Origin of the sequence: Chryseobacterium soldanellicola, from assembly GCF_900100115.1 — a bacterium.
GTDB classification, from domain to species: Bacteria; Bacteroidota; Bacteroidia; order Flavobacteriales; family Weeksellaceae; genus Chryseobacterium; species Chryseobacterium soldanellicola.
Genome location: NZ_FNKL01000001.1, coordinates 542,049 through 559,000, shown reverse-complemented (window position 1 = coordinate 559,000; position 16,952 = coordinate 542,049). Strand labels below are relative to the sequence as shown.

Genomic DNA, 16,952 nt, shown 5'->3' with positions numbered 1-16,952 from the left:
TTGAAGCTTTTTCCTGCTCTCCGCACTCGCTATTTTCTGGGTTTCTGCGCGGCGGCAAAGCCGCCGCGCAGAAACCCAGAAAATGAGCTCAAACAAATGCTCCGATCAGGGCTAGGGTTTCAGTCTTTCATTTGAACACTAGGGAAATGACAAATTTATTCAGATCAATAAGAACTGGCTTTAACCCGTTTTCAATTTTAAAATTTCAAAAAAGGCTTTAGCCAAAACTTAAACTTTACACATACTATTTTCATCATAATCACAACTTATGACCAATAACTCAAGTTCATTTATCAATTATGATTAATCATTTATAACTTAATTCGTATATTTGATAAGTTGGTGTAAATCAAAAATTATCTTTAAATGAAAAAGCTAAATATTGGAATACTCGCTCTTTCGGGCCTGGTATTTTTAAATTCGTGTGGTACGGCAAAAACTGCAAATACTCAAAAATCTGAGCCAATGAAAGAAGTGACTTTTCCGAAAGAAGAAGCAAAAGAGGAGGGCATCAATTTATCTTATATGGATAAAAGTGTTCGTCCGCAGGATGATTTTTTCAGCTATGTAAACGGAAATTGGGTAAAAACCACTCAGATTCCTTCTGATAAAGCAAGTTGGGGATCTTTCAATGCGTTGAGAGAAAATGTGGATGATGCTTCTTTAAATATCTTAAACAAAATTTTATCTGAAAAATATGATGCAGGTTCTGAAGGTGAAAAAATCCAGAATCTATATGCATCTTTTATGGATACGAGCAAAAGAAATGCAGACGGTTTGAAGCCGATTCAGGGAGATTTGGCGAAAATTGATGCGATCAAAAATGTGAATGATCTTCAGAAATATTTGCTTGAAGCCACAAAATTAGGTGACAATTCCTTTTACGGCTGGAGAGTGGGCGCAGATATGAAGAATTCTAAAATGAATGCAGTGTATCTTGGCGGTCCGGACCTTGGTCTGGGAAGAGATTATTATCAGAAAGTAAACGAGGCCAATACAAAGACATTAGCCGAATATCAAAACTATGTCGGAAAATTATTTGGCGTTTTAGGCTATAAAAATTCTGATGCAGCAGCGAAAAATGTAGTTGATTTCGAAAAACAATTAGCCAATTATTTACTGACTCTTGAGCAAAACAGAGATGCCAATTTAAGATATAATCCAAAAAATGTATCTGAATTACCAGGCTTAGTTAAAAATGTCAACCTTGCAAAATATCTGACAGATGCTGGAGTAAGAACTGATAGAGTGATTATCGGAGAATTGAAATATTACCAAAATATGGATCAGTTTCTGACTCAGAAAAACCTTCCATTGTTAAAAGATTATCTGAAATATCATTTGGTGAATGGTAATGCTTCTAATTTAGATGAAAATTTAGAGCAGATCAGATTTGATTTTTACTCAAAATATCTTCAGGGTCAGAAAGAGCAGCGTCCGATGGACAAACGAGGCCTTTCTCTTGTCAATGGCGTTCTTGGAGAAGCTTTCGGGAAATTGTATGTTGAAAAATATTTCACTCCGGAGGCCAAACAGCAGATGGAAACTTACATTGATTACATTTTAAAATCATTTAAGACCCATATCGCCAATATGGATTGGATGTCTCCTGCCACAAAAGTAAAAGCTCAGGAAAAACTGTCAAAATTCACCGTAAAAATCGCTTATCCTGACAAATGGAAAGACTATTCTCTCTTAAAGGTAGAATCTCCGGCTCAGGGTGCAACTTTATATTCGAACCTTCAGAATGTTTCCGCTTGGCAATATCAGAAAAATTTAGATAAAGTAGGAAAACCTGTTGACAAAACAGAATGGGGGATGACTCCGCAGACGGTAAATGCTTACTACAATGGTTCAAACAACGAGATCGTTTTCCCTGCTGCGATCCTTCAGCCACCTTTTTACAATCCAAAAGCTGATGCTGCGGTTAATTTCGGTGGAATTGGAGCGGTTATCGGTCACGAGATTTCTCACGGATTCGACGACAGCGGTTCAAGATTCGATGGTGACGGAAATTTAAATAACTGGTGGACAGACGAAGACCGTAAAAACTTCGATGCAAAAGTGGGGCAGCTAGCAGCTCAATACAGCACTTACGAGCCTGTAAAAGGAAGTTTTGTAAACGGTAAATTCACAAGTGGTGAGAATATCGGTGATTTAGGTGGAGTAGCAGTGGCTTACGACGCCCTTCAAATGTACCTTAAAGATCACGGAAATCCGGGATTGATCAGTGGGTTTAATCAGGATCAGAGGTTCTTTATGAGCTGGGCAACGGTTTGGAGAACAAAATCTACCGACCAGTATATGACCAATCAGGTGAAGACAGACCCGCATTCTCCCGGCACTTTCAGGGCGTTTGGTCCGCTGGTAAATCAGGATGCATTCATCAAAGCATTTGACATAAAGCCCGGAGACAAAATGTATAAAGCCCCGGAGGACAGAATAAAAATTTGGTAAGACAAGCCAAAAATTGTTAGAAAAGAAAACGCGTCAGAAATGATGCGTTTTTTTATTTATTTTTTCATAGTTTAGTGATATCGTAAAATGTGATTTTACGTTATTAATTATCTTTAAAATTAAATATTTCAAGAAAAATCTTAACAAAATTTTGTATGTTACAGTTTTTTTTTAAATTTAAACATTGGATTGGTCAGCTATTTGATTCAGATAAAGACAATTCACACCAAAATCAGAAATCTCAAAATAATAATAATATGGCAATGTTTAATTATGGTGTTGGCGGAAACGAGGTAAAAGTAGACGCTAATGAAGCTATTCAGGAAATTCAGGAGAATAAATCACTGATTGTGAGCCAGCTTACGACAGACGAAACATATGTACCTGAAATTGTAACAGGATTAAAAACTGTGGACGACGTCTTCAAACATTTCCAGCCTTCTGTAACCGTACAGCACGAAACAGAAGACGGCAGTGTGGTCGAAGAGGAGTTCCGTTTTCAAAATCTTGCGGACTTCACTCCCAAAATTCTTACCCAGAAATCAAATTATTTACAGCAGCTCAGCATGGAGCAGGAACAGTACAACAAAATCGTGCGCCAGCTGAAAACAAATAAAATTCTGCGTAATATGCTGGAAAACGAGCAGTCAAGAGCTGCGTTTGTGGAAGTATTAAAAGAAGTGGCACAAGAACTTGAAAAATAATTAAAGACTTTACCTTAATCATGGATAGTAAATTACAACCGGCAGAAAGCCAGCAACAAGGTCAGCAGCAGCAATCAGGACAACCGAAAGGGAATCCGCTTGCCGAGCTCAACAAAATAGGAGGATTCGGTTTTGTGGAGTCTGTTGTGGATGGCATCGCCAACATGAACCCTACAAGAAAAGCAAGGAAAGAAATTTTCCTTACCGACGCAAATAAATCAGACGAAAGAAAAGAATTGCTTCAAAAAATTAACCTTTGGGTGAAACTTTTAGAAGGAAATGAATCTGCTGATAAAATGGCTGATACCTGCAAATCTAAAGCGCAGGCAGCCGATCAAAACTTAAAATCAAATCTAAAAAATACGTTGGACACTGTTCGTCAGTTAGAAACAAACTACAGAACGGTCGCTCAATTCTACAAAAATACCGAGCTTGACAAAGTTGACAATGTAAGTATTGTGAATGCAAGTTTAGATCAGGTTTCAGATTTGGATAATCCTTTGTTTATCGACGCGATTGCTGAAGAATTCAAGAATTATTATGACCGTTTAGATCTTAGAGATAACTATTCTATCCTGGCAATTCCTGGGTATTTGGGATCAAATAAAGTCATTGAAAAATGGGCGAAGATCTGTAACGAAAACAAAGTAATGATGGTTACGGATTTCGCAAATCTTGATAAACCGGACGATGTTGTAGATTTATTCCATTCTGCAAACCTTACTGGGGGTGAATTGCACAGAAGTAACGTAATTATGACGTGTAACTGGCTTATTGGCCGTGGAAAAGCCGAAGAAGTGGGTGAAGAAGAAAACGTAGAGCTTCCGCCTTCCACTTCATTAGCAGGAAAAATCCACAAAACATTGATGTCTCAGGTTGCTGCGGGCAAAAAGCATGGTAACATTAACGAGGTTGATGCCGTAAAATTTGAGTTAAAGAAAAGTGAAATTTCTCAGCTTGAAAAAATGGGATTGGTTCCTATGGTTAATGAATATGGTAAAATCATGGCGTTCTCTGCAAAAACCTTGTTTACGGGAGACAATATCGGGCTTCAGACCTATTCTGTCGTGCGTGTATTTGATTATGTAACAAAAGTTTTGCTAGATTTCCTAAACAGAAGAGCCTTCGAAAACTGGAATGCAAGAAATGAAGACGATTTAAGAAGACAAATTGTTACTTTCTTAGACGGGATCAAAGGTGCTGATAAACTGATTGAAAAGTTCAAAATCGTTCGTTTCGAGCAGGATAAAGTCAATAAAGACAGAGTTTGGCTGGATATCCGTTTGACGCCTTATTTCCCTACAAAAAGTTTCGTTATTAAATTAGACGGACACAAAGGAGATGATGGTAACGAATGGGATGCTGAATATATTCAGGATTAATTTAACCCAAATTAAATACTAAAACCGATGCAATTTTTTCATCGGTTTTTTTCTACCAAATCATTAAAATTATCAATATGAAAGGCAGGTTACGATACTTTTTGCCGATTTTTCTCATTATTTTCAGCTGTGAAGAGAAAAAAATACAGACAGATCATGAAATTGACCTTTTTGCCGCCGAAAGGCAGCAAGGACAAGCCTATATTATGAAGCCTCAGGAATGTTTTGCCGGAAGCGATATGGTTGTTTCTTCGTCAAATATTAAATTGGTTGATCAATCATCAGGTCGCGGAAAATCGGTTTTCATCTACAAAGTAAATTCGGGGAATGTTTTAAAGACAACGAGAGATTCTATAGTAAATTTTCCGTTTCAGTTTCTTTCCAACCGGCAATTGATGTTTCATAGAGATTCGACATCGTATGTTTATCTTAAAAAGCTGGAAGGTTATCGATTTATTGCAGAAGAAAAACACCTTAAATATCAATGGCTAAAAGGTGCGCCGGTTTATTCTGTGAAAAAATAAATTAAATTATCTTTGCATTAATAAAGTGTTTCGACAGGCTCAGCATGACATTTCTAATACTGACTGTTTTATAGCAGCATATTTGTAACGTTGTCATGCTGAGCCTGTCGAAGCATCTAAAAATGTAGAAGACAAACCTTTGGAAAATATAGAAAATCAAGACTTCAAACAAATCGGCAGCAAACTTCTGGACTGGTATAAAAAAAACGCCAGAGATTTGCCTTTCAGACAGACAAAAGATCCTTATAAAATCTGGATTTGTGAGATTGTTTTTCAGCAGACAAGAATTAGTCAGGGATTAAATCATTATAATAATTTCGTTAAACGATTTCCGGATGTCAAAACCCTGGCAGAAGCTCCTGAAGATGAGGTTTTATTGTATTGGAAAGGTTTAGGATATTATTCCAGAGCCATAAATATTCACAAAGCGGCTCAACAGATTATGACCGATTATTATGGAGTTTTCCCGCATGATTATGAAGAGATTTTGAAACTGAAAGGAATCGGAAAATATACGGCTGCTGCAGTTTCAAGTATTTGTTTTGATAGCAAAATGCCTGCGGTTGACGGTAATTTTTACCGTGTTTTGAGCCGTATTTTTGCAGATGATTTTGATATTTCAAATTCCAGGGCTTTCAATTATTTTTCTGAATTGGCGCAGTTGGTTTTGCCCGAAAATGTAGGAGATTTCAATCAGGCGATGATGGATTTAGGCTCAGAAATCTGTAAGCCAAAAAATCCTCTTTGTCATGAATGCCCTTTAAATCAAGATTGTCTGGCGTTCCAGTTAAATAAAGTCTCTGAGTTTCCCGTTAAGACGAAAAAAGTTAAGGCTGCAGATTTAGATTTAAAATATTATTTTGTTCACAGAAACGGGCAGTTTTTAATTCAACAGAGAAAAGACGATTTTATCTGGAAAAAATTATTTGAATTTCCGCCTGAGATTTCTGAGGAATTAATGCCTTTCATTAAAAGTGTAAAAAATGTTAATCATAAACTGACACACAAGAATTTAAGCATAGAAATTTTTAACGTAGAGGTTGATTCTGAATCTGTCTGGGAAGATTTTATCATTAAAAACCAATATATTATTACAGATTTTGAAGGTTCTCACGAAAAATCGTTCCCAAAACCTTTGGAAAATTATATACAAAACTATCATACGGCGTATAGAATTCTGTGATGTCATTGCGAACAGACTGAAGGTCTGCGAACGGAGTTCAGAAGCGACGAAGCAATCTCTAAAATTGTAATTGAGATTCTTCACTCCGCTAAGCTTCGTTCAGAATGACAAACGTGATGTTCTTTGCTGAGTGAAATCAAAGATTCGACGTGGTCAAACGCCTTTTCGAACTTAAAAACGAATACTAGTCAAAAAATCCTTGCGCCCTTTGTATTTAAAACAAATAAAATTTAAGTTTGGTAAATTCAAGTCCAAAACACATTGAAATCCTGAAATTTGTCTTCCGAAATCTGAAATCTAATTTGTACTTTTGCAAAATGATTAAAAAAGTCATTTTTATATTTGCTTCATTGCTTTTACTTTCATGTGGGAAAGACCCTGTTCCAAAACCTTACGGAGAACTGCGTTTGGAATACCCCGCACCAAAATATCAGAAATTTGAATCAAACTGTAATTATACATTTGAATACTCTGATTTTGCGACAATTACGAATGCCAAAAAACCTTGTTGGTATTATCTGAATTATCCTAAAATGAAAGCGAAGATATTTGTGACATATTATCCGATCCAAAACGATTTTGCAGCTCACATTCAGGAAGCCGAAAAAATGGTTTACGAACATACCATTAAGGCAAGCGCCATCGATACGAAATCTTTCGAATACCCTGAAAAAAAGGTGTATGGAAATTTTTATGAGCTGAAAGGGCAGAGCGCTTCCAATCTTCAGTTTTACATCACAGACAGCACGAGACATTTCGTGACGGCTTATTTATACTTTAACACAAGACCAAAACCCGATTCTTTGGCGCCTGCAGTAGATTATATCAAAAAAGATATGAAGCATCTGCTCGACACATTTGAATGGAAAAATTAATTTACTTTTAAAATACTTTGAAAAAAATATGAAACTTTTAGTTGTAGGAAGTGTTGCATTCGATGCAATCGAAACGCCATTTGGTAAAACAGATAAAATTTTAGGGGGTGCAGCGACATATATCGGGATCACTTCATCAATTTTAGGCGTAAAATCCGGAATTGTTTCCGTTGTAGGAGGAGATTTCCCGCAAGAATATCTTGATATGTTTACAGACAGAGATGTAAATATTGAAGGAATCGAAATCGTAAAAGAAGGAAAAACTTTCTTCTGGTCCGGAAAATACCACAACGATTTAAATACAAGAGATACTTTAGCGACAGAAGTTAACGTTTTAGAAAATTTTGATCCTAAAATTCCTGATTCTATGCAGGATGCAGAGATTTTGTTACTAGGAAATCTTCACCCGGGCGTACAACTTTCAGTTCTTGAAAAAATGAACACACGTCCGAAACTGGTTATCCTTGATACCATGAATTTCTGGATGGATTCTGCTTTGGATATTTTAATGGATATGATTGCTAAGACTGACGTTATCACGATCAATGACGAAGAAGCGAGACAACTTTCAGGAGAATATTCTTTGGTAAAAGCAGCTAAGAAAATTCATACAATGGGACCTGAATATGTAATTATCAAAAAAGGAGAGCACGGAGCTTTACTTTTCCATGATAATAAAATATTTGCAATTCCTGCATTACCATTGGAAGATGTTTTTGATCCGACTGGAGCAGGAGATACTTTCGCAGGTGGTTTTGCTGCTTATTTGGCTAAAAAAGGGAAATTCGATTTCGAGACAATGAAGTCTGCATTAATCGTAGGTTCGGCAATGGCTTCTTTCACAGTTGAAAAATTCGGAACGGAAAGAATTCAGGAAGTAAATGAATCTGATATGTTTGGAAGACTGAGACAATTCAAAGAATTGACGACTTTCGACGTGGAACTACAATAAATACGTCTTTTTAAGAAATATTTATAATAAAAAATTTAGTGTAATTCATTAAGAATTCTAAATTTGCAACTTGTTTAAAATAGTAAAATGATAAATAAACTTAAGATCACTTTTCTTTTTGGGATTTTCATCATGTTGTTCAGTACAAATATGATGAATGCTCAGCTAAAACCGGGAGAATTAGTGGATGGTATTGCTGCTGTAATTGGTGATGAAATCGTGCTGGAATCTGACGTGAATGAGCAGATGAACTATGCAAAACAGCAGGGAGCTTCTAATATTGATAAGTGTGATTTCCTTGAAAACCTGCTTAATAATAAACTTCTTGTTTACGAAGCTAAAAAAGATACCCTGATCGATAACCGTTCTGCAGCGATCAAAGAGCAGGCAAATGCTAAATATACTCAGTTGCTTTCTCAGTTTCCTGACGAAAAATCAATGCTGGCGGCTTATAAGTTCAGAAACGGCTACGAAATGAAGAACGCTATCGAGAAAATTGATACCGATACTTATTACGGACAGGCCAAATATCAGAGAATCACAGAAAAAGCCGATGTTACGCCAAATGAAGTAACCGATTTTTATACTCAATATAAAGCGCAGCTGCCGGAAATTAAAGACGAAGTTTCTTTGTCTCAAATCGTTATGAATCCTAAGTTGACGGAAGTCCACAAGCAGGAAATCATCGATAAGCTTAAAAAAATAAAACAGGATATTGCTGGGGGAGAAAGTTTCGAAAGCCAGGCTAGAATTTATTCTGAAGATCCGGGATCGGCGCCAAATGGAGGTTTGATGAAAAATATTTCTAAAGGACAAATGGTAAAGCCGTTCGAAGCTGCAGCCCTGAACCTTCAGGAAGGGGAAATTTCTGATCCTATAGAGTCTGAGTTTGGATATCACATCATTCAGCTGGTAAAAAGATCAGGAAAAATCTATGATGCAAGGCATATTCTTTTAGCGGCAAAGCCTACTGATGATGAAATTAAAACGGCTAAAAAGAAATTAGACAGTATCAGAACATTGATCGTAGACGGAAAAATTACTTTTAAGGATGCTGCATTCAAGTTTTCTGATGATAAAAGAACGAAATTCAATGCGGGAGTGATTTCCGGATCAGACGGCTCCAGTAAAATTGAAAGAGAAAGTGTTCCCGGAACAATTAGCTACGAATTGGCAGGTTTAAATAAAGGAGACATCACAACTGCTTTCGATGATGAGGATGAAAGAAAGAGAAAAGTAGTGAAAATTGTAAAAATTGAAGAGGTTATTCCTGCTCACCAGATCACTCTGGAAACAGATTATGACAGAATCAAGCAAATGGCGCTCAACAAAAAGAAAGGCGAGATGGTCGAAAAGTTTGTGAATTCAAAATTGCCGACTACCTTCGTATCAATAGACGGACGATATGACTCTTGCCAGTTTAAAAGCAGCTGGAAAAAAGATTCAATCAAAAAATAAATTGAAAGCCTTCAGAATTTCTGGAGGTTTTTTTTTAGTGAAAATTCATATTTTAATTTAAAAAACAATAAATGATGGATTACAGTTTTTATAAGGAAAAATTTGAAGAAACAATTAAAAACATTCCTCAAAAGGGATTTAATGATGCCGGCCTTAAACTGTCAATAGAAATAATTTTAGAATCAATAGCATTGAAAATATATAAGCCGGAATGGTCAAGCGATTTTCAGTCTCCACGAAATGCAAAAAGCAGAATATTTTTTTCAATATGGATTAATGATAAGACAATTAAAGAAGGAAAATTATACTATAATATTCATGCTTTAAAGTTGAGAGAATTAATGTAAGCGTAAAATTTGGCCCGCTGACATTGATGGAAGGCTCAATTGATTTAAAAGAAGACAGAATTCAAGAAGGTTTATTTGATTTGGCTCAGAAGTTTTTAAAAATCAGTTTCATTATTGATGATACTTTAAATGTTTTTAAAACTAAATAAAATACATGTTTAGGATGATTTTTGATATCTTTTATTTACTGAAAACAACTGTTTTTATTATTTTTACAGCATGAGCAATTTTATAGATTTTAATTCAGCTAAAAAGCTTCATCAAATGCAATCAGAACAAAACAGAATCACAGAACTTTTTACGATTAAATATCCGATTATTCAGGCTGGAATGATCTGGCATTCGGGCTGGAAACTGGCTTCAGCGGTTTCAAACTGCGGAGGTCTTGGCTTAATCGGCGCAGGAAGCATGTATCCGGACGTTTTAAGGGAGAATATCCAAAAGTGTAAGAATGCTACGGATAAACCTTTTGGAGTGAATGTTCCTATGCTATATCCTAATCTTGACGAAATTATTCAAATCATTCTGGAAGAAGGAGTGAAAATTGTTTTTACTTCTGCCGGAAATCCGAAAACGTATACCGAAACGCTTCAAAAAGAAGGACTGAAAGTTGCTCATGTAGTTTCATCAACAAAATTTGCCATAAAATGTGAAGATGCGGGCGTAGATGCTATTGTCGCAGAAGGTTTTGAAGCGGGAGGCCACAACGGGAGAGATGAGACTACGACGTTTTGTTTGATTCCGAACGTTAAAAAGCATATTTCCAAGCCATTGATCGCAGCGGGAGGCATTGCTTTGGGTTCTCAGATGAAAGCTGCGATGATTCTTGGCGCAGACGGCGTTCAGATCGGCTCACGTTTCGCGGCAACTGTCGAAGCAAGCGCACACGACAACTGGAAAAGAAAAATAACAGAATTAAACGAAGGTGACACTCATTTAACATTAAAGGAACTGGCGCCCGTAAGAATGGTTAAAAATAAATTCTTCAATGAATTAGAGGAAATCTATAACGCGGGAAGAAATACAGATGCTCTCATTGAATCTCTGGGACGCGCAAGAGCAAAACGCGGAATGTTCGAAGGCGATATGGAGGAAGGCGAATTGGAAATCGGCCAAGTTTCTGCCTTAATTGATGAGATTTTGCCTGTAGAAGAGGTTTTTAGCCATCTTTTGAAAGAATTTGAAGATACAAAAATGCCAAATTTCTAATAAAGAATTGTAATTTATAACATCAATAAGAGCGGACTTTAGTCCGCTTTAAAAATTTAACACAAAAACTGGCTTTAGCCAAAACTTACATTAAAGATTTCACAGACCTTTAAATTTTAGATATAAAAAAAGGAACTTTAAAAAGTTCCTTGATTTGCTTCCAGATTTGCCTTCAATTCGGCCCAGCCACCGCCGTTATAGCCTTCTTTTAAGCCTTGTGAATTAAGATATTCCAATGCTTTTCCGCTTCTATTTCCGCTTCTGCAGAAAATAATTACCGGTTTTTCGATAGATAAAATTTCGTCTTGTCTATCTTCTACCTCACCCAACGGGATATTTTTTGCACCTTCTATATTGCCGTCCATTTCCAGTTCCATTGGTTCACGAACGTCGATTAATTCATAATTTCCTGATTTTATTACTTCTGTTAAAGACATAGTTTAAAATATTTAAGTTAAAAATTATTAAATGGATGAATGAATATTTCAACCCCATAAAGTCCAACAAATTTATAAAATAATCTTAGTTTTGCAAGGTAAAATCATGAATTCAAGTGCCGAAAAATATTCACAGCTGATAAAATCCAAAGCAAAAAGTTTTGGATTCCAAAGTTGTGGGATTTCAAAAGCAGATTTTCTGGAAGAAGATGCGCGGCATCTAGAAGAGTGGCTGAAGAATAATTTTCATGGCGAAATGAAATACATGGAAAATCATTTCGATAAAAGGCTTGATCCGAGGTTATTGGTAGAAGGTTCAAAATCCGTTATTTCCCTATCTTATAATTATTTTCCCAAAGAAAAAATTTCATCATTTGAGAATTTTAAAATCTCAAAATACGCATATGCAGAAGATTATCATGAAGTAATTAAAGAAATTCTCCGCGAAATGGTGGCTGATCTTCAGGAAGAAATAGGCGAATTTGGATTTAGGGTTTTTGTAGATTCTGCGCCTGTTTTGGAAAGAAGCTGGGCGAAAAAATCAGGAATCGGCTGGGTTGGGAAAAATGCCAATTTAATTACAAAACAAAACGGCTCATTTTATTTTTTAGCCGAAATTATCTGTGATCTTGAATTAATTTCTGATCACGAAACCACCGACCATTGCGGAACCTGCAGAAAATGTATCGATGCATGTCCTACAGATGCTATTGTTTCTGACAAAATAATTGACGGAAGCAAGTGTATTTCTTATGCAACGATTGAATTGAAAAACGAAATTCCTGATTATTTTAAAGATAAAATGGAAGACTGGATGTTCGGCTGCGATATTTGTCAGGATGTTTGTCCTTGGAACAGGTTTTCAGCACCCAATCTTCAAAGCAGATTTTCACCGAATGAAGCGCTTAGAAATTTTAAAAAAGGGGAGTGGAAGGAGCTTACCCAAGAATTATTCTCAGAAATTTTTAAAAAATCGCCGGTAAAAAGGACCAAATTTGCGGGTTTAAAAAGAAATATTGAATTTCTGCAGCAACCTTCAGACAAAATTTAGATCAGATTTTTGGTGATAAACCCTTGTCTGGAATTTTTTTATTCCAAAACTAAAGCGGGTAAACGACCATTCCTTAAATTTCTTGCTTTAAGGAGGTTAAGATTTTTATTCAGTAAGAATCTTTGAAAGCCTTTTCCTATAAATAAAAAATTGATTTTCAGGAGACAAAATCTCTCAGAAAATCAACGTTTCTTTTGTATTCTTTTAGGAGCTATTTTTACTCTTACTTTAAATCTTTTTTGTGATTTTGTATTTTTACGCATATTTATGAATATTTCGTAACTAAATTTAATGATTTTTTCGATTAAAACAAATACTTTTACGAAAAATTATCAATTAATTTTTATTAAACTTAACTTAAACATGAGCGTGAAAAAAATGCTGATTCTTATTATAAAAGCTTTAGGAATTATTGTCGGAATTGTAGTTTTGTACATTTTATTAGGTTATTTATTACCTTTTATAGAAATTCCTGCAAAAGATGACGGGCAGAAAAAAGAAATTCCTGTTTATATTTATACAAACGGGGTTCATACCGATATTGTGATGCCAGTGAAAAACGATTGGCAGGATTGGAGCCAAAAAATCCCTTTTAAAAATACAAAATCAAAGCGTACAGATTATAATTTTGTAGGCATTGGCTGGGGCGACAAAGGTTTTTATCTGGATACTCCGACTTGGGCAGATCTGAAGTTTTCAACAGCGTTTAAAGCCGCATTTTGGCTTAGCGAATCGGCGATGCATTGCTCATACTACACAGAAATGAAAGAAGGTGATGACTGTAAAAAAATCATGATAAGTAAAGATCAGTACAAAAAACTGGTACAGTTTGTTGAAAATAAATTTGACAGAGATCAAAACGGTAATTTTGTTTTAATTTCTACCAATGCGGTCTACGATGTAAATGATGCTTTCTACGATGCACAGGGAAAATACAGCTTTTTAAATACCTGTAATACATGGGCAAATGATGCATTAAAGGCAGCCGGGCAAAAAGCCGCACTTTGGACACCATCGGATTATGGTATTTTTCTTCATTATAAATAATATTCATTAAATCTTAGATTTTATAAAATATTTTTAGAAATTTTTCAATTTTGTCCAATTACAAAATTCTGATTGTTATTACAATAAAATCGATATATTATCTTTTTTATTTTTAAAACTAATTAACAATCAGTATGATATGGCAAATCAGTTTCTAGATTCTTCGATCATTAGAAAAGTGGCAATGGGGCTTTCCGGCTTTTTTCTTATCAGTTTTCTGATGCTTCACGTTTCCCTGAATTTTACTTCCGTGCTCAGCAAGGATCTTTTTAATCAGGTATCACATTTCATGGGTTATAACCCGTTGGTGCAGTACATCGGGCAACCGATATTGATTTTTGGGGTTGTTTTTCATTTTATAATGGGATTTATTCTGGAAATTCAGAATCGTAAAGCCCGCCCTGTACGTTACAAATATAACGCAAGTTCTGCCAACAGCTCGTGGAGCTCAAGGAATATGATCATTTCCGGAGCCGTGATTTTATCCTATTTTTGCCTTCACTGGTATGATTTCTGGTTTCAGGAGCTTAATTATAAATTTATCGAAATGAATGTTCCCAACGAAACGAGATATTATACAGAACTGATTCATAAATTTCAAAGCCCGGTACGCACGTTTTTATATTGCTGCGCTTTTGTATTGCTTGGTTTCCATTTGTGGCACGGGTTTTATTCTTCGATGCAGTCGGTTGGATTTAATAATAAATATGCCCGGGGCTTAACCGTTTTTGGGAAATATTTCGCAATTATAATTCCTTCGGCTTTTATATTTATTGCGCTGTTTCATCATTTTATAGGCTAAATTTATTTTCCTCACAATTTTTATTGAAATATGATTATTTTAATGAAGCTATGGATAATTTCCGTAGCTTTTCTTTTTTTAGTACATTTTATAAATAAGAAATAATATGATTTGACTCATAAGTATCCTGATTTAAGATCGATATATTTGAATGCAGTATTAAAATTTAATTATGAAAGCGAAAGTAATTGCCGGCGTTCCACAACAGAAAAAAGGTGGCTTTCATGATACGGAAAGTGAAAAAACATTTGACAACCCAGCGATAACGTCTCAAAAATTTGAGATTTTAAAGGAACGTTTTTTATCTGTAAATAACTGGAAAAAATATTGCGGGAAGCATTCAGCGGATTTTAAACTGTTTGATGCCTACGGAAATTTCGTTGATAAGAAGTCCGAAATTGGCGATTTCATAAGAATTGATATTCCCGGCCCCGGTGATGTAGAGGCCAAAGGATATGATTGGGTGCAGATTATCAGTATGTTTGATGAAGAAGATGACAATTTTGCAAAAATAATCATTACCTGCAGGCCTTCAGTAATTCCAGATAAGAAAAAGCACCGCCATATTGCACACTTTTATTCCGATAAAGCATCATCGACTTTTATCATATCAAGAGAAGGAAACGTCTTAAAGACAGGAGTTTACGGAAGAAATGAAACTCCAAATTTTAATACCGGTTTTTTAAATAAAATAAGAAATATCTTCATTACACTAGGCGGAATTGCAGGAATCTCCAAAATACAATGGAAAACACTTTCAGACGGGCTTTTGGATTTTGAATAATTTTCTAAATTCGGTTGAATTAATAATAAAATTTTTACATTATGAAAAGAAATTTTTTTGACAGATTTTCAGATTGGTCGGTTTGCTTCACCGGAAGTGCAGAAGCGTTTATAGGTGCTAGTTTGTTGGTGATTATTTGGGCTGCAACAGGACCGATTTTCAAATATTCGGAAACATGGCAAATGGTTATCAATACAGGAACGACAATTATTACATTTTTAATGGTTTTCCTGATTCAGAAGGCTCAGAATAAGGATTCAAAAGCTATTCAGATAAAATTGAATGAATTAATTGCTGCCAATAAAACAGCAAGCAACCGAATTGTTGATATCGAAGATTTAACGGAAGACGAACTTGATGAGCTTCACAAATTTTACGAAAGAATAGGAAAACTTTCTAAAGAAGAAAAGCTGTTGAGGAAAGAAGAAAAAGAAGAAGATTCAACGGATTATGAGAATAATGATCGCTATAAATAATTATTTTTAACAGCAATAAAATTAATACATTATTGAAAAAACGCGACAAGCATGATAAAAAAGAAATAGCTTTTCGGATGGAAGGCTATTTTTTTGTTCAGATATCATAAATTTTTTCCGGGATTTTAAGAGTAATGAATAAAATTACACAATTAAATTCCAGATTTAGTGTATATTTAATCTTAATGAAAGTAAAGAATCTACACAATTTGCAGAAAGTAATATCCGGCGGCAAGAAAGTTGTAGTACCTAAAAACCACACAAATTAAAACATATGAATGTACAGGTAAATCCAGATTCAAAGATTGAAAATTATCAAATGGATAATTTCCGGTCAGATGTTTTGGAAGGCTTAAAAAGGATTCCTAAAAAATTGTCTTCAAAATATTTTTATGATAAAACAGGAGACGGTCTTTTCCAGAAAATAATGGCAATGCCGGAATATTATCTTACCAAATGCGAATTGGATATATTTAAAAATAAAACAGCAGACCTTGCCCAATTAATTATCCCAGAAAACGAACCTTTTGATTTGATTGAGCTAGGTGCTGGAGATGCCATGAAATCAACATTTTTACTCAAATATCTTATTGAAAAAGGAACTGATTTCACCTATATGCCCATCGATATTTCAGGAAATATCCTTTCTGTTTTAAATGAAAAGCTAAATGCTGAGCTTCCTGCTTTAAAGATTATTTCTCTGGAAGGCGAGTACTTTGAGATGCTTCAGAAAGCCGCTTCGCTATCTTCAAGGAAAAAGGTTATTCTGTTTCTGGGAAGCAATATCGGCAATATGAGTTTAAAGGAGGCCGAGAGTTTTTGCTTTAATTTAAATCAAAATCTTGCTTCGGGTGATGTGGTTTTAATTGGTTTTGACCTACAGAAAAATCCGCACACAATTTTGAATGCTTATAATGATAAAGCTGGGATTACAGCAGCATTTAACCTTAATCTTCTGACCCGCATCAACAGAGAGCTTGGTGCTGATTTTAATCTTGAACAGTTTCAGCATTATCAAACCTACGATCCCTTAACCGGAGCCTGCAGAAGTTTTTTGGTAAGCCTTAAAGATCAGAATATCAACATCGGAAATGACACCATTTCGTTTTCAGAAAATGAGCTGATCGATATGGAAATTTCACAGAAATTCTCCCCTGAAAAAATAAAAGAATTAGGAGAAAAATCTGGTTTTAGAATGATCGGAGAAATTAAAGATTCAAAAAAATGGTTTGTAGATACTGCATGGCAGGTAAAATAAATTAAC

The 16,952-nt window shown here is 35.2% G+C and carries 17 protein-coding genes; 16 read left to right on the top strand and 1 reads right to left on the bottom strand.

What is annotated here, in order from left to right; translation table 11 throughout:
• Window positions 1-366 precede the first annotated feature (366 nt).
• The 10 genes from BLT04_RS02365 to BLT04_RS02320 all read left to right on the top strand — a co-directional run bounded on the left by BLT04_RS02365 (window position 367) and on the right by BLT04_RS02320 (window position 11,091).
• The gene (locus tag BLT04_RS02365; RefSeq protein WP_089753306.1) at window positions 367-2,457 is read left to right on the top strand and encodes a M13 family metallopeptidase; all 2,091 of its coding nucleotides are present in this window, start codon (window positions 367-369) and stop codon (window positions 2,455-2,457) included.
• A 155-nt stretch (window positions 2,458-2,612) separates the two neighbouring features.
• Complete coding sequence (locus BLT04_RS02360; RefSeq protein WP_089753304.1) at window positions 2,613-3,161, top strand: type VI secretion system contractile sheath small subunit; 549 nt, start codon at window positions 2,613-2,615, stop codon at window positions 3,159-3,161.
• Between the two features lie 20 nt (window positions 3,162-3,181).
• A complete protein-coding gene (locus BLT04_RS02355; RefSeq protein ID WP_089753302.1) occupies window positions 3,182-4,543 on the top strand; it encodes a DUF5458 family protein in 1,362 nt (453 codons plus the stop codon).
• A gap of 77 nt (window positions 4,544-4,620) precedes the next feature.
• Complete coding sequence (locus tag BLT04_RS02350) at window positions 4,621-5,067, top strand: hypothetical protein (RefSeq protein WP_089753300.1); 447 nt, start codon at window positions 4,621-4,623, stop codon at window positions 5,065-5,067.
• A 139-nt stretch (window positions 5,068-5,206) separates the two neighbouring features.
• On the top strand, window positions 5,207-6,250 hold the full coding sequence (gene mutY, locus BLT04_RS02345; protein WP_089753297.1) for an A/G-specific adenine glycosylase: 1,044 nt from the start codon (window positions 5,207-5,209) through the stop codon (window positions 6,248-6,250).
• A gap of 317 nt (window positions 6,251-6,567) precedes the next feature.
• Window positions 6,568-7,125 carry a gliding motility lipoprotein GldD gene (gldD, locus tag BLT04_RS02340; protein WP_089753295.1) on the top strand — a complete coding sequence of 186 codons (558 nt, stop codon included), beginning with the start codon at window positions 6,568-6,570 and terminating at the stop codon, window positions 7,123-7,125.
• A 28-nt stretch (window positions 7,126-7,153) separates the two neighbouring features.
• Window positions 7,154-8,077, top strand: coding sequence for a PfkB family carbohydrate kinase (locus BLT04_RS02335; RefSeq protein ID WP_089754198.1), 924 nt, complete (start codon window positions 7,154-7,156; stop codon window positions 8,075-8,077).
• A gap of 87 nt (window positions 8,078-8,164) precedes the next feature.
• Entirely contained in the window at window positions 8,165-9,535 is a 1,371-nt protein-coding gene (locus BLT04_RS02330; RefSeq protein ID WP_089753293.1) for a peptidylprolyl isomerase, read from the top strand.
• Window positions 9,536-9,609: 74 nt separating this feature from the next.
• The gene (locus tag BLT04_RS02325; protein ID WP_139166201.1) at window positions 9,610-9,882 is read left to right on the top strand and encodes a hypothetical protein; all 273 of its coding nucleotides are present in this window, start codon (window positions 9,610-9,612) and stop codon (window positions 9,880-9,882) included.
• A gap of 264 nt (window positions 9,883-10,146) precedes the next feature.
• Window positions 10,147-11,091 (top strand): NAD(P)H-dependent flavin oxidoreductase, encoded by a 945-nt coding sequence (locus tag BLT04_RS02320; RefSeq protein ID WP_089754196.1) that lies wholly within the window; start codon window positions 10,147-10,149, stop codon window positions 11,089-11,091.
• A 137-nt stretch (window positions 11,092-11,228) separates the two neighbouring features.
• Here BLT04_RS02320 and BLT04_RS02315 read toward each other — a convergent pair whose 3' ends face one another.
• A complete protein-coding gene (locus tag BLT04_RS02315) occupies window positions 11,229-11,528 on the bottom strand; it encodes a rhodanese-like domain-containing protein (protein ID WP_089753289.1) in 300 nt (99 codons plus the stop codon).
• Window positions 11,529-11,634: 106 nt separating this feature from the next.
• Here BLT04_RS02315 and queG point away from each other — a divergent pair, with 106 nt between their 5' ends.
• From queG to egtD, 6 genes are all read left to right on the top strand, one after another.
• Window positions 11,635-12,579 (top strand): tRNA epoxyqueuosine(34) reductase QueG, encoded by a 945-nt coding sequence (gene queG / locus BLT04_RS02310; protein WP_089753287.1) that lies wholly within the window; start codon window positions 11,635-11,637, stop codon window positions 12,577-12,579.
• A 363-nt stretch (window positions 12,580-12,942) separates the two neighbouring features.
• A complete protein-coding gene (locus tag BLT04_RS02305) occupies window positions 12,943-13,626 on the top strand; it encodes a TIGR02117 family protein (protein ID WP_170828413.1) in 684 nt (227 codons plus the stop codon).
• A 139-nt stretch (window positions 13,627-13,765) separates the two neighbouring features.
• Entirely contained in the window at window positions 13,766-14,428 is a 663-nt protein-coding gene (locus BLT04_RS02300; RefSeq protein WP_089753285.1) for a succinate dehydrogenase cytochrome b subunit, read from the top strand.
• A gap of 172 nt (window positions 14,429-14,600) precedes the next feature.
• A complete protein-coding gene (locus tag BLT04_RS02295; protein ID WP_089753283.1) occupies window positions 14,601-15,212 on the top strand; it encodes a hypothetical protein in 612 nt (203 codons plus the stop codon).
• A 41-nt stretch (window positions 15,213-15,253) separates the two neighbouring features.
• Window positions 15,254-15,688, top strand: coding sequence for a low affinity iron permease family protein (locus BLT04_RS02290; RefSeq protein WP_170828412.1), 435 nt, complete (start codon window positions 15,254-15,256; stop codon window positions 15,686-15,688).
• Window positions 15,689-15,962: 274 nt separating this feature from the next.
• Window positions 15,963-16,946, top strand: coding sequence for an L-histidine N(alpha)-methyltransferase (gene egtD, locus BLT04_RS02285; protein ID WP_089753278.1), 984 nt, complete (start codon window positions 15,963-15,965; stop codon window positions 16,944-16,946).
• Window positions 16,947-16,952: the final 6 nt, after the last annotated feature.